Source organism: Pedobacter petrophilus (assembly GCF_009674725.1).
GTDB lineage: Bacteria > Bacteroidota > Bacteroidia > Sphingobacteriales > Sphingobacteriaceae > Pedobacter > Pedobacter petrophilus.
In genome coordinates, this window is record NZ_WKKH01000005.1 from 146,005 (window position 1) to 160,222 (window position 14,218).

Genomic DNA, 14,218 nt, shown 5'->3' on the forward strand with positions numbered 1-14,218 from the left:
TGTAATCTTATCTCAGCAAGGTAAACAAAAGGCATTTCAATAAATTACATTCAGCTGAACACCAAAAATGGAAAAGCCTGTTATATTTGTGTTATGAATATTCAAACCATTTTAGTCTTTTTACTTTTTGCGGTAGCATTGGTATATGTTGGCCGCTTGGTTTACAAATCCCTTCAGGTAAAGAAAGATGGCTGCGGAGGCAATTGCAAATGCGGCGTCGATTTTTCAGACATTAACCCATCTAAAAAGTAAAATCTCAGCTTCATGATTGATCAGTTTAAAAACTATCTAAAAGAAAAAATAGCGATAACTGATGAGCAATTCGAAAGTATTTCTTCAGAGTTAAAGGTAAAGAAATTCGACAAGAGCGAGATCATTCAATATACCGGCGATAAACTCAAACACGGATTTTTTGTTTGCAAAGGTCTCTTACGGGCCTATTCTGTCGATGCCAAAGGAAAAGAACATATTTTACAGTTTGCACCGGAAAACTGGTTAATATCAGACCGGAATAATATGAACAACGAGCCATCTGTATTTTTTATTGATGCTATTGAGGCCACAGAAGTAGTATTAATGCCAAACGATTTTATGCAACAGGCTGCTATGCGGGTGCCGTGCCTGCAGCCCTTGCAAATAAACCTGCTTAATAATTCTATTCGCTTTATGCAGAAAAGAATTAACATGCTGCTAAGTGCAACTGCAGAAGAACGCTATCTCGACTTTATCAAACTTTACCCAAATCTTACGCTTCGTGTTCCCCAGTGGATGATTGCCTCTTATTTGGGCATTACGCCAGAATCACTTAGCCGGGTAAGAAAAGAACTTGCCCACAAGCATTTCCGACCTTAAGCAATGTTGAATGATTGAGTTTTGAATGAGGAATGGCTTTTCAATTATTCTCTGATTCTCCCATTAAATCCTTCAATAATTTATTAATTACCATACATCAACCCTTATCCTAAGCTTGTACCGTAATTTTGTAATGCAATATTAAACGCATCAAATCAAAATATATGGCAACTATAAAATGGGTCTTAGATCCAACACATAGCGAACTTCAGTTCAAGGTTAAACACTTAATGATCACAACCATTACCGGCAACCTGAAATCTTTTTCGGCAACGTTAGCTGCTGAAGGCGAAGATTTTGATCATTCGGAAATTACTTTCAAAGGCGATATTAACTCTCTGGATACCGGAAATACAGATCGCGACAACCACTTAAAAAGTGCAGACTTTTTTGATGGTGAGAAATTCCCTCATCTATCCTTCAAATCACAATCTGTTGAGAAAGATGGTAGCGATTACATTCTTAAAGGTGATTTAACAATCAAAGGCGAAACCAAACCTGTACAATTAACTGCTGAGTTTGGAGGTATTGCTACAGATCCCTGGGGGAATACTAAAGCAGGTTTCACACTAAATGGAAAAATTAACCGAACAGATTTCGGCTTAACCTGGAATACCGCTATTGAGGGTGGTGGCGTAATGGTAAGCGAAGAAGTTCGGTTATCAGGTGAGCTTCAATTTGTAAAAGAAGCTTAAGTCACTTCCTGCGCTCCCGTTTTTTTATCTCAATACGCATTTATATGGAAGTAAAATCAGTATCCAGAATATTAAATCCGCCTGTACCACATATGGTTGGGGATGGCTTTCGGGTACATACCTTTTTCCCGGGTGGATATGATATTAATATGAGTCCGTTCTTCCTGATGGATTATGGCTCAAAAATCAATTTTTCTGCCCGCAAAGATCCCCGGGGAGTGGGTATACATCCACACCGTGGTTTTGAAACCGTAACAATAGCTTATCATGGAGCAATTGCGCACCATGATAGTGCTGGAAATTGTGGTACTATCTATCCCGGAGATGTTCAATGGATGACCGCCGCAAGTGGCATTCTCCATAAAGAATACCATGAAACGCAATATAGCCTTACCGGTGGGCCTTTCCAGATGGTTCAACTTTGGATTAACTTACCTGCAAAGGATAAATTGGGAAAACCTAAATATCAGGCTGTTAAACAATCGGAAATGGTATCTGTTGATTTGCCGGATGAGGGAGGAAAAATTGAAATTATTGCCGGAAATTATCAAGGTATTAAAGGGAACGCGAATACTTTTTCTCCGATAAATGTATATAATGCAAGATTAAACAAAGGCGGCAAAGCACATTTTAGTTTCCCGGAAAACTTCAATACCGGTTTTATGGTTATTGAAGGAGCCATAAAAATAAACGGATCAGAAAAGGCTGATGTAAATCACTTTATCTATTTCGAAAACACCGGAACAGAGATTGAAATCGAAGCTTTAGAAAATACCGTGGTTCTGGTACTTAACGGAGAACCCATTAATGAGCCAATTGCACATTACGGGCCTTTTTTAATGAATACCGAAGCAGAAATTCAACAAGCCATCTCAGATTATAATCAGGGAAAATTTGGCTATCTTGATGAATAAACAAACCCTTGAGGCAAATAGAATAAGTAAAGAACAAGCTGGATGAAACTAATTAACCCGGCATGTTCTTTTTGTAGTTATTATCTTTAAATATTTATGCTTTTTCAATGAGGCAAACGGCATAAGCCACTACGCCTTCTTCCCGGCCCACAAAACCCATTAGCTCATTTGTTGTTGCCTTTATAGAAATCTCTTCGGTAGAAATGCCAATAGCAGCTGCAATATTTTCCTGCATCGCAGGAATGTGGGGATTGATTTTTGGTGCTTCTAAACAAAGCATTGCATCGATATTTCCTACTTGCCAGCCTTTTTCAGTGAGTAATTTAACCGTTTCCTTTAATAGGATTATGCTGCTGATCCCTTTCCATCGGTCGTCTGTATTTTTGAAATGGAAGCCGATATCACGTAGGTTAGCTGCACCTAAAAGCGCATCACATATGGCATGTAGCAAAACATCAGCATCTGAATGGCCGAAAGCCCCCTTATGGTGTTCCAAAGTTACGCCACCCACTACAAAAGGGTGTTGATCTTTTAACTGGTGCACGTCGAAGCCGAAGCCTACTCTAATTTTCATTGAATTAAATTTATAGATCTGATTGGATAAATCGATTGATTAAACCGTTAAATAATGAGATTACTTTACGGTTTTCTTATCACCAAAGTTAAACAAAAGACCAAAACGTAAGGTATTGGCAAGCGGACTTGTTTGGGCATTTGCCAATAAGTAAGAAAAATCGATGTTAAAAACATTGTATTTTAAACCTAATCCCAATGTAAAATAGCGGCTATCGCCTTTCATCGGACTCTGATGATTATAACCTGCTCTGATTGCAAATTGTTGATTATGCCAATACTCTACTCCCGTAGAGATGCCAACTTCTTTAAGTTCTTCACTAAAACCGCCTGGTGCATCACTAAAAGAACCAAATATTCCCGCAGGAACAGATCTGTTTGGATCTTTACCGCTTACAATATTATTATTGGCATCGTAAATAGGTTGCGTTGGCACGAGTAACTTATTAAAATCAAGTGCAAAAGTGAAAGTGCTGTAATCGTCTAACGTAATGGTAGAAGCGCCGCCTAATTTAAAATTAGTTGGCAGAAAAAAATCCTGGCCATTATCAGAGTAACTCATTTTTGTACCGATGTTCGAAATATTTGCGCCGGCAGAAAAAACGGCTGGCTTACCAAACAAGTTGCTTGATGTTTTATACAAACCTGAAACATCAACAGCAATGGCATTTCCTCCACGAACCTGGCCGGAAGCGAACTGACCGGAAGCCAGGTTGGAATAAATGTAACGTAAAGTAGTTCCCAATGAGAAATCTTCACCGAATTTTCTTGCAAAAGAAACATCAAACGCCAGTTCGTTCGGGTTGGCAATTCCAAGCTCTTGCTGGTTGATGTCTGTTAACTGAATTGACCCCAACGAAAAATACCTTAAAGATGCACCTATGGTATTTCTATCATCTAACTTATAGAAACCACTAAGATAGGTAAGGCTAATATCTGGCACCAGATTTTTTAACCAGGGACTGTAAGAAACAGCAAAACCATATGGTTTATCAAGAAAAGCTAATTTAGAAGAATTAATGCTGGCTGAATTTACATCGCCGGCAACTGCTACGCCAGCATCTCCCATCGAGCCGGCCCGGGCGTCAGGAGTAATTAATAAAAATGGAACCGCGGTTACAATATTATTAGATTCACTACCGCTGGTTAATGTATTGCCAGCAACTACTTGTGCGTTTGTTTTACCAAACACCAAGGCGAAAGAGAGTGCAGAAAAAGCAAGTTTACAAATGTACTTGAGATTCATCCTTTAAAGGTACGTAATTTTAGATTTTGGGATTTAGAAAAAAACTTGCAGATATGTTATTTAACGTTAAACCAAAAACTATATTTTACCAAAATACGAATTAACTCATAATTTACTAATTAAACCCTCATTTTTTTACATCCCGATGCACTTCCAAAATCTACAATTCAAAGCCTGTCAGCGAGTTATTGTATTATAGCTACCTACTATTTTTTTTAAACATACATTTAGCATTTCCATGATGGTTATATTTTCTGATCAGAAAAATATCCGTTAATTATTTTAAATCCTATTCCTTTATCTGCTATATCTATAACCAGCTTGTTCATCAGGTTTTTTAAAACTAATTTATCAGTTTACTTTCCCACTAAGCTTATTGTTGATGACAGATGTAATCTTTGTATCTTTTCAATTTACGGGAAGTATAGAAAGATAGCTGAAGCACCTATAAAACTAAGAGGAATACAATTGGAAATGCCAGAAGCTTTTTTAATCATGACTATTCTATTTGGAAAATTATTTGTTTGGATGCGAGCTGGTTCAAATAGATTATGAAATTTTTTAGACCCCTTATTTACAAGGCTTTAACAAAAACACCTGCTTTAAAATTTAATAGACACCATACCAGAGAAATTAATACTTTGTTACTTTAAAAGTATATGATAATAAAATATTATTATATTTATATTCATTTAAATTTGTTTAATTTTATTTGTTGAAATGTTGTGGGGCGATACTTTTTAAAGTAACATATGAAAAAACTATTACTATATTCTTTTACCTGTTTGTCATTGGCAGTTCTGCTCTCTGGTTGCAGCACCAAGGGCGGAAACAGTTCTAGCAAAACGGGTATTCCTTATGCAGATAGAAAGAGCAAAAATAATGCATCAGGCGCTTTTGCTGTTGCTACACAATACAAGCGTGCACCAGGCCCCGGATTGATTCCGATAGAGGGTGGCGTTTTAGTTGTTGGCGGTAGCGCAATTGAAGTACCAGGCGTGGAGCCAAATATCTATAACTACAAAAGACAGGTCACAGTTCCTTCATTCTACATGGATGAAACGGAAGTTTCTAACACCGATTGGTTGGAATATTTACACTGGATCAGATATAATTACCCTGAAGATCGCGAGTTCTATTACAATGAGTTGCCTGATACTTTGGTGTGGCGTAGCGCATTATCTTACAATGAGCCTTACGTTGATAATTATTTAAGACATCCTGCATATCGTGATTACCCTGTTGTTGGTGTATCATGGGAACAAGCTTCGCGCTATTGCGAATGGAGAACTTCAAGAGCGAATGAATTTATATTGCGTGAGAAAGGGATTTTGACAGATTATAAAACCCTTAATGCAGGCAATACCGGCAAAGGCAACAACGCAACAGCTGCAGCAACGCCAAAGCCGGATAAGCCTTTTAACACTGATGCTTACATTAATGGTCAGTATGATGATAAAGGAAAAAATGCGCCAATTGACTACAATACTAAAGCCGGAGCAGCAACAACAACCGCCGGTGCTGGAAAAGGAAATACCCAACCACGCAGAACTGCAACATTGGAAGATGGTGTAATCATGCAGCCTTATCGTTTACCAACAGAAGCTGAGTGGGAATATGCTGCACTTGGACTTATTGGTAACACAGAATACGAAAATATTAACCAGAATAAAATTTACCCGTGGAACGGACTGGGTGTAAGTTCTGCAAGTAAAAAAACAAGAGGTCTCATTCAGGCCAACTTTAAAAGAGCGCCCGGAGATTATATGGGTGTTGGCGGGTCTTTAAATGATAAAGGTGATTTAACCGTGCCGGTAATCCAATACACTGCGAATGATTTCGGCTTGTATAATATGGCTGGAAATGTGAATGAGTGGGTAAATGATGTTTACAGAACGGGGACCTTTACAGATGCTGATGCCTTTAACCCTTACCGTGGTAACTACTTTACCAATAAAAAATTAGAGGATACGCAAAGCGGTAAAATTGCGCTTGATAAATATGGCAATCCAATTAAGGAAAATGCCTATTCAGGCAGGAAACAAACCTGGGCTGAAAAACAAGCGCAGGCTAAACGTGTAGACTCTATCTCAAAATCTACAGATCCGCAAACTATTCCAGTTGCTAACGCATATCAGGCAGATCAAAGGGGTTATCGCGACAGACAAAATATCATCTTGAATGAAGAAGGTGTAACGTTGGTAAACGATAAATCCAGGGTTTATAAAGGCGGATCATGGAACGATATGGCTTACTGGTTAAACCCGGCTACGCGCCGTTTTATGCAACAGGATGAATCATCATCAGAAGTAGGCTTCCGTTGTGCAATGACCATGCTTGGAGCGCCCGAAATTAGCACAGCAGGCAAAAGAAGTTTTAAAACACCTCCTCCGAAACCTTACCGGGTAGGTAGAAGCAAATAAATTTAAAAGTCCTGGTTTTTAACCGGGACTTTTCTTTTATCAATAAAATGAGTATTATTTAAATTGAATCAGGATTTGGTTTTTCTCTACTTTATCTCCTTGTTTAATGGCTACTTTGCTGATAATGCCATCCGTAGTCGATTTTAAGATGTTTTCCATTTTCATCGCTTCGAGTACTAAAAGATTATCACCTTTTTTCACTTCTGCATGCTCTTCCACCAGTACTTTTAATACCAGGCCCGGCATTGGCGCTTTAATTTCAGCCACTTTACCGGAAACTAAATTATCCATCCCCAGCTGCTTTAATAACTGATCGAACTGGTCTTCTGCTTTAGTCTCATAGATGGTACCATTAACTTTTATTTTGCAGGTTTTATCTTGCTGATTGAGGTCAATAACTTCAATATTATAAGATTTATGCTGATATAAAATATGAGCCTGTGAAGAAGATATCATGCTTAAATCCAGTTCCACCTCCTGATCATTGACGATAGTTTTTGCTTCCCGCTCTTCAATATTAAACAGCGTATGTTCATTTATTGCAACCTTATACATAGTATTATTGTGTTAAAGCATATTGCACCAGATTTGCGCCCATTTTAAGCGCTTTTAAACGCGTTTCTTGCGTATCTTCAGGATAGGTGCCGAAATCTTCCCATCCATTACCCAGATCACACTCAAAGGTATAATAGCAAACTACCCTGCCTTTATAAATTAATGCAAATCCTTGCGGACGTTTATTGTCATGTTCGTGGATCTTCGGCAATCCTCCGGAAAATTTGAACTTTTGATTATAAATAACATGATTAGATGGCAACTCTACAAAACTGAGTTCGGGAAATACCTTCTTCATCTGCGGCCTGATAAACTTATCTAAGCCATAATTATCATCAATATGAAGAAAGCCTCCGCCAATTAAATATTGCCTTAAATTTTTCGCTTCCAGATCGCTGAACTGCACATTTCCATGTCCGGTCATGTAAACAAATGGGTAACCGAAAATTTCCTTTCCTCCAACTTCAACAATGCTTTCTTCTGCAAAGAAATTGGTTTTTAGATTTGAGTTGCAAAAGGCGATCAGGTTTGGCAAAGCCGTTCGGTCTGCATACCAGTCTCCCCCACCACTGTATTTCAATTTCGCCATCCGGTAGGTTGGTGGAAAAGAGCTAAAAGCAGAAAGCAAAAAGCAGAAAGCCAAAAGACTCAAGCCGCAAGCAATAAACTTGAATTTCGGAACCTGAAAACTGAAAACTGAAAACTTCAAATTGATTATCGGTTAAGGTAATTGATTTCAAAACAAACAGATAATGCAGCCGTTTCTGTGCGCAACCTGTTCTCACCTAAAGTTAATGCTTTAAAGCCTTTATTCAAAGCTAATTCAACTTCTTCTGGTGTGAAATCACCTTCGGGACCAATAAGGATTAAATATTTTTGATGGGGAATAACCAGATCAGAGATAAACTTCTTTTCAGCATAATCAATACAATGGGCAATTAATTGCTCACCGTCAAATGGTTGTTTTAAAAAATCGCTAAACGAAGTCGCCTCATTTAGCTTCGGATGATAGGCTTTGATTGATTGTTTTACGGCTGATGTAATTACTTTATTTAAGCGGTCATCTTTAACTACTCTTCGCTCTGAGCGGTCAGTAATAATCGGCGTAACTTCATCAATACCTAATTCCGTGGCTTTTTCTAAAAACCATTCTAACCTGTCGATGTTTTTAGTTGGGGCCACAGCAATGTGCAAATAGTGATTTCGCTTCTGGAATTCGTGCTCTACATTCAGAATAGATAAGACAACTTTTTTAGGCTGATCAGCAATAATTTCTGCAGTATAGAAACCACCAACACCATCAACCAGGTTAACAATAGTGCCTTTTGAAAGGCGAAGAACACGAACACAGTGTTTGCTTTCTTCTTCGTTTAAGGTGTAAGTGTTTTGGGTAATATCAGGCGTATAAAAAATATGCATGCGTTGAAATTAGTGATTATCAACCATATCTTCTTCGTTAATAACCAATTCTAACTTGATGGTTTCAATGTTCTTTTCGGTCTTTTTCAGGATTGTGAATAGGTAACCATAAGATTCATTGCTTTCTCCAACTTCCGGAATGCGTTCAAACACATGCGATACTAAACCACCAATGGTATCAAAATCCTCATCCTCTGGCAAATCATGTGGCAAATGCTCATTAACATCATAAACTGTTGCAAAGGCATTTACGATAAACTCATTATCAGATACTTTTTCAACCAATGGCTTCTCTTCATCATATTCGTCCTGAATTTCGCCCACTAATTCTTCTACAATATCTTCTAACGTCACCATTCCTGCCGTTCCGCCGAACTCATCCAATACAATTGAGATTTGAATGCGGTTGCTTTGCAGTTCGCTCATCAAATCATTAATTTTTTTAGTTTCTGTAACGAAGTATGGCTTGCGGATAATATCGTTTAATGTCCAGTGTTGATTTCCTGCTGCCACTAGCGGAAGAATATCCTTCGCGTGAATGATCCCAACGATTTTGTCCATGATTTCATCATAAACCGGCAAACGGGAATATCCTTCTTTGATAATCCGGTCTATTACTTCCTCCTTTGGAGATGTTAATTCAATACCAGAAATTTTCGTTCTGGGCACCATGATATTTTTAACTACACGTTCATTAAAATCGAATACGTTTTTAATCAATTCATGCTCATTATTATCAAGGGCACCGCTCTCTTTACCTTGCTCCAATAAATACTGTAACTCTTCAGTACTGTGAAGCGATTCATGACCAGCAGAGGTATCGATGCCAAATGGCTTTAAAATTATTGCGGCAAGGCTATTTAATGTCCAGATGAATGGCCTGAAAACCACATAAAAGATCTGTAAAGGCACAGAAATGAATAATGTGGTAGCCACCGGACGTTGAATAGCGAAAGATTTTGGAGCTAACTCACCAAATACAATATGCATGACCGTAATGAGCGAAAATGCTACTATTGTTGATGCGGTATGGATGGTAGCATCACTCAGGCCCCAATGCAGGCTATCAAAAAGATTTTTAAAGATGGTATGCATAACGCCTTCACCAACCCAACCTAAGCCTAGCGATGCAAGCGTTATACCTAACTGTGTGGCGGCCAGATAACCATCCAGATTATGGATAATTGTTTTGGCCATTTTACCCACTCTACTGCCTGTTTTTGCTTTGATTTCAATTTGAGATGCCCGAACTTTAACAATGGCAAATTCTGCCGCAACGAAAAATCCATTCAACAATACCAGAAATAAGGCAAAAAATAACCGCCATCCAACTGAAGCTGTATCAGTCTCCGCTAAGGCAACCATCGCCAGATCTGATGATGGAAGGATTGCGCTTAATTTAAAATTTAAAAACAAGCAAACCGTGGGTAAATCCATTAAGCTAATTCTCTAAATGTTGTGTTATAAAGTTCCATGCTCTCTTTAATTACTTTATGAGCATAGCGAACACCCAACAAATGTTCGATAGTTACGTTCTTATCTTCTAAAGCTTTATAATCCTGGAAGAAACGCACAATTTCTTTCATTTGGTGAGGAGGCAATTCATCTAAATCGTTAATATAATTAACAGACATATCGTGAGCTGCTACTGCAATAATTTTATCGTCTTGCTCACCATTGTCTACCATATGCATCACACCAACAACTTTAGCTTCAATTAAAGTCATGGGATAAACATCTACCGAACAAAGCACCAAAATATCTAATGGATCTTTATCATCACAATAAGTTTGAGGAATAAAGCCATAATTAGCAGGATACATTACTGATGAAAAAAGAACCCTGTCTAATTTAATTAAACCAGATTCTTTATCTATCTCGTATTTTGCTTTTGAGCCTTTTGGAATTTCAATAATTGCATTTACAATTTCCGGTACGTTTTTACCTGGTGATACGCTATGCCAAGCGTGAGTTTCTTCTTTTGCCATTTTAATTTAAATCTGTCTTTTCCTCGTCAGAACTTGTTACTTTACTTTTTACAAATGTAATCAATAAAGGGATAGTTGTAATAAAGATAAATCCAATAATAATATATAATAAGTAATCGTTAATTTCTTTTTCAAACCTCTTTCCTAAGAAATACCCTAATAACGTCAGGGAACAAATCCACAATACACCGCCAACCACGTTATAAAGTGCAAATCGTTTAAAGTCTAATCTAACCACACCAGCAAAAATCGGTGCAAAAGTTCTAACGATGGGTACAAACCTACCCATAATTAGTGCGAAAGCGCCTTGTTTGTTATAATATCGTTCTGCTGCCTTAAGATATTTCTTTTTAAAAAAGAAACTGTCTTTTCTGGTGTACAGCACCGGACCAGTTTTTCGTCCAAACCAATAACCGGTAAAATTACCGGAGATTGCCGCAACACAGAGACCAGCCAGAAGCAATGCAATATTTACATCTAACTTTCCTGTGGCAACAAACATGCCAGCAAGAAACAACAAATAATCGCCAGGGAGAAAGAAACCGAAGAATAAACCGGTTTCTGCATAAATTACAAATACAACAAGATAGAAACCGCCTTCCCTCAATAATTTCTCGGGATCAATCAGGTGATGCAGGTTATTCCAAAAATCGTGCATATTGAATTATTCGTAAAACTACAAATAATTATCTAACAACTGTATACCTATATTAGGTTTAAAATAATTGCAGGATAAATACCCAAAATAAGAGTAATCGCCACAGAAACTAATAAAACCACCTTATACTGGCCCGGTGTAGAAAGTTCAATCTCTGCACCATCTTTGAACCACATTGCTACGATCACTTTGAAATAGTAATAAAAACCTACCAAAGCATTTAAGATTGCAAAAGCGACCAATAAGGTTTGGTACTCTCCCATCACGTTCAGGAACATCAGGTATTTACCAATGAAACCAGCAGTTAATGGAATACCAGCTAACGATAACATAGCCACTGTAAGAGAAAGTGCTACCAGCGGATTTTTCTTACCTAAACCATTGAAACTTTCGAAGCTATCGCTTCCTGTTTTTTGTTTTACCAGGATCAGTACTGCAAAAGCAATAATAGAGGCGAAAGTATAAGCTGCTGCATAAACGAGCACATTGTTTTCAGATTTCGCACTTAAAACGATCAGCGAGAATAACAAATAACCTGCATGAGATATACTTGAATAGGCTAACATCCGCTTAAAGTTCTTTTGGAACAAGGCGGTAACATTACCGATAAATAAAGTTAAGCAAACAATAACCATCAGTGGCACAACCCAGAAATCGTGAAGCGGCGCAAATGAACCCGCAAATAATCTTAAGAAAGCCGCAAAGCCAGCTGTTTTTACAACGGTACTCATGAAGGTAGTAATCAGCGTTGGTGAACCTTCGTATACATCCGGTGTCCAGAAATGGAACGGTGCTGCGCCAACTTTAAAGCATAAACCTATCATCATTAGGATTACACCCGGGTAAAAGATCGGTGAAATTGCTTTGCTGTTATCTACCAGGTAAGCCTGAATTTTGTCCAGGTCGAAAGATCCGGTAGCACCATAAATTAAAGTAATGCCAAACAATAAGAAACCAGTTGAGAAGGCACCCATTAAAAAGTATTTCAATGATGCTTCGTTCGAGGCAAAATCTCTTTTACGAATACCAGCAAGAATATATAAACTTACTGACATAATCTCCAGTCCAACAAAAAGCATCGCCATATTTTTATACGATACCATCATAATCATCCCTGCGAGGGCAAAAAGGATTAGGGTAAAATATTCGGCTACGTTATCGCTTTTAGCGTGAAAATAGTTTTGGGTAAGCAGAAAGATCAAAAGTGTACCAATTATACAGATCCCAGAAAATGCCAATGCAAAATTATCCGTCTGCATCATGCCAAAATGAACAGCATTACCGTTCCAGGCACCTATAGTGAAACCCAAAGCAGTAAGTAACCCAACAACGGTAAGCGGCAATAATGCTTTTTTGGCTTTAAACAAACCTGCGTAAAGTACAATAAAAGCGGTTATACTAATGGTTATGATAATATTCATTGCTTATTTTACTGATGTTAATTTTTGATTTACCTGTTCTAATAAATGTTGTACAGATGCCTCTGTGATGTGCAATAACGGCTTCGGATAAACACCCAAAATGATAATTAAGGCACAAATGATATAAAGTACTAATTTTTCAGTCCCCTGAATATCTTTAAAGTTAATGGTTAACGTGTTAGTTTGTCCAAGCATTACATTCTGATACATGCGTAACATGTAGACAGCTCCGAAAATGATGGTTAAACCTGCAATAGCTGCAGTCCAAATACCATAATTGTAAACCCCCATTAGCAATAAGAATTCGCCAATAAAGCCATTTGTTCCTGGTAAGGCTACGGTTCCTAAAACGATAATCAGAAAAACTATCGCCAGTTGCGGTGCTGCTTTTGCAATACCACCCAGTTCCTCTATTTTATTGGTTTTTGTTCTGGAGAAAATAATATCTAAGACGAAGAATAAACCTACTACATTAATCCCGTGACTTAACATCTGAACCATTGCACCTTGCATCCCTTGTTGGTTTAACGCAAAGATCCCTGCTGAAATTAACCCAACATGTGCAATCGATGAATAAGCAACCAAACGTTTTGTATCCTTTTGTGTGAAAGCAATTAGTGAGGCATAAACAATTCCAATAATGGAAAGCACCATTGCTAACCCTGACCAGTCTTGAACGCCAGTTGGAACAATAGGCAACAGCCACCTGATTACGCCATAAATCCCCATCTTTAACATGATACCAGATAGCAACATCGTACCCTGCGTAGGAGCGGTAGTATAGGTATCTGGCTGCCAGGTATGGAAAGGAAAAATCGGCATCTTAATGGCAAAAGCAATGAAGAAAGCCCAGAAAATCCATCCTTGTTGAGCACTATCTAAGTTTAAAGCATAAAACGCCTGTATATCAAAATTATCAGCCGGGTTTTGCAGGTACAGGTAAATAATACCCATTAACATAAATAAAGAACCTGCAATGGTATAAACAAAGAATTTCATGTTGATGCGAATCCTGTCTTTACCCCCCCAGAATGCACAGATGAAGTAAATCGGAATCAATGCAGCTTCCCATCCGATATAGAATAAGAAAGCATCCATCGCTGTAAACACCAAAAGCAATCCGGTTTGCATAAACAATATCAAAGCGTAAAAAGCAGCCGGATTCTTATAATCATGTTTATAGCTTGATAAAATGATAATTGGAATTAACAGGTTAGTCAGCAATACCACAAGCATGCTGATTCCATCAATGCCTGCGTGGAAGCGGATGCCTAAATCGGCAATCCATGGTAAATTTGCTTCGAACTGAGTGCTTGCATCCGGAATAAAGTTACCAGCAATGAACAAAGCCAGAACTAAAGAAGCAACCGAAATTACGGTTGAAATTATTTTAGCCGACTTACCAGCAAAGGCTGTAATGATAGCACCTGCAAGCGGAAGAAATATAAGTAGTAAAAGTTGTTCCATTATTTAA

Annotated in this window: 15 protein-coding genes; 5 read left to right on the top strand and 10 right to left on the bottom strand. The window is 38.0% G+C overall.

The genetic code is table 11. The annotated features are described in order from the left end of the window. The first annotated feature begins 93 nt into the window (after positions 1-93). The 4 genes from GJU39_RS04915 to GJU39_RS04930 all read left to right on the top strand — a co-directional run bounded on the left by GJU39_RS04915 (position 94) and on the right by GJU39_RS04930 (position 2,461). A complete protein-coding gene (locus tag GJU39_RS04915) occupies positions 94-252 on the top strand; it encodes a FeoB-associated Cys-rich membrane protein (protein WP_154279581.1) in 159 nt (52 codons plus the stop codon). Positions 253-264: 12 nt separating this feature from the next. Further along, positions 265-852: a Crp/Fnr family transcriptional regulator gene (locus GJU39_RS04920; protein ID WP_154279582.1), complete on the top strand. Its 588-nt coding sequence runs from the start codon at positions 265-267 to the stop codon at positions 850-852. Between the two features lie 164 nt (positions 853-1,016). After that, on the top strand, positions 1,017-1,547 hold the full coding sequence (locus GJU39_RS04925) for a YceI family protein (RefSeq protein WP_154279583.1): 531 nt from the start codon (positions 1,017-1,019) through the stop codon (positions 1,545-1,547). 44 nt (positions 1,548-1,591) lie between these two features. Beyond that, a complete protein-coding gene (locus tag GJU39_RS04930) occupies positions 1,592-2,461 on the top strand; it encodes a pirin family protein (RefSeq protein WP_154279584.1) in 870 nt (289 codons plus the stop codon). Between the two features lie 94 nt (positions 2,462-2,555). Here the strand turns inward: GJU39_RS04930 and ispF are convergent, their stop codons facing one another. Both ispF and porV read right to left on the bottom strand, forming a co-directional pair. Continuing rightward, positions 2,556-3,035, bottom strand: a complete 480-nt coding sequence (gene ispF / locus GJU39_RS04935) for a 2-C-methyl-D-erythritol 2,4-cyclodiphosphate synthase (protein WP_154279585.1) — start codon at positions 3,033-3,035, stop codon at positions 2,556-2,558. Positions 3,036-3,095: 60 nt separating this feature from the next. Further along, complete coding sequence (porV, locus tag GJU39_RS04940; RefSeq protein ID WP_154279586.1) at positions 3,096-4,280, bottom strand: type IX secretion system outer membrane channel protein PorV; 1,185 nt, start codon at positions 4,278-4,280, stop codon at positions 3,096-3,098. A 752-nt stretch (positions 4,281-5,032) separates the two neighbouring features. Here porV and GJU39_RS04945 point away from each other — a divergent pair. After that, positions 5,033-6,703 (top strand): SUMF1/EgtB/PvdO family nonheme iron enzyme, encoded by a 1,671-nt coding sequence (locus GJU39_RS04945; RefSeq protein ID WP_167515638.1) that lies wholly within the window; start codon positions 5,033-5,035, stop codon positions 6,701-6,703. 54 nt (positions 6,704-6,757) lie between these two features. Here GJU39_RS04945 and GJU39_RS04950 read toward each other — a convergent pair whose 3' ends face one another. The 8 genes from GJU39_RS04950 to GJU39_RS04985 form a co-directional block, all read right to left on the bottom strand. Then, on the bottom strand, positions 6,758-7,258 hold the full coding sequence (locus GJU39_RS04950) for a biotin/lipoyl-containing protein (RefSeq protein ID WP_154279587.1): 501 nt from the start codon (positions 7,256-7,258) through the stop codon (positions 6,758-6,760). A 4-nt stretch (positions 7,259-7,262) separates the two neighbouring features. Further along, the gene (locus GJU39_RS04955; RefSeq protein WP_379104747.1) at positions 7,263-7,847 is read right to left on the bottom strand and encodes a DUF4159 domain-containing protein; all 585 of its coding nucleotides are present in this window, start codon (positions 7,845-7,847) and stop codon (positions 7,263-7,265) included. Between the two features lie 125 nt (positions 7,848-7,972). Further along, positions 7,973-8,677, bottom strand: a complete 705-nt coding sequence (locus GJU39_RS04960; RefSeq protein ID WP_154279588.1) for a 16S rRNA (uracil(1498)-N(3))-methyltransferase — start codon at positions 8,675-8,677, stop codon at positions 7,973-7,975. Between the two features lie 9 nt (positions 8,678-8,686). Next, positions 8,687-10,042: a hemolysin family protein gene (locus tag GJU39_RS04965; RefSeq protein ID WP_167515641.1), complete on the bottom strand. Its 1,356-nt coding sequence runs from the start codon at positions 10,040-10,042 to the stop codon at positions 8,687-8,689. A gap of 71 nt (positions 10,043-10,113) precedes the next feature. Then, positions 10,114-10,665, bottom strand: coding sequence for an inorganic diphosphatase (locus tag GJU39_RS04970; RefSeq protein WP_029282047.1), 552 nt, complete (start codon positions 10,663-10,665; stop codon positions 10,114-10,116). A 1-nt stretch (position 10,666) separates the two neighbouring features. Beyond that, entirely contained in the window at positions 10,667-11,323 is a 657-nt protein-coding gene (locus GJU39_RS04975; RefSeq protein WP_154279590.1) for a DedA family protein, read from the bottom strand. Between the two features lie 47 nt (positions 11,324-11,370). After that, complete coding sequence (locus GJU39_RS04980) at positions 11,371-12,744, bottom strand: NADH-quinone oxidoreductase subunit N (RefSeq protein WP_154279591.1); 1,374 nt, start codon at positions 12,742-12,744, stop codon at positions 11,371-11,373. Positions 12,745-12,747: 3 nt separating this feature from the next. Then, positions 12,748-14,211 carry a complex I subunit 4 family protein gene (locus GJU39_RS04985; protein WP_154279592.1) on the bottom strand — a complete coding sequence of 488 codons (1,464 nt, stop codon included), beginning with the start codon at positions 14,209-14,211 and terminating at the stop codon, positions 12,748-12,750. Positions 14,212-14,218: the final 7 nt, after the last annotated feature.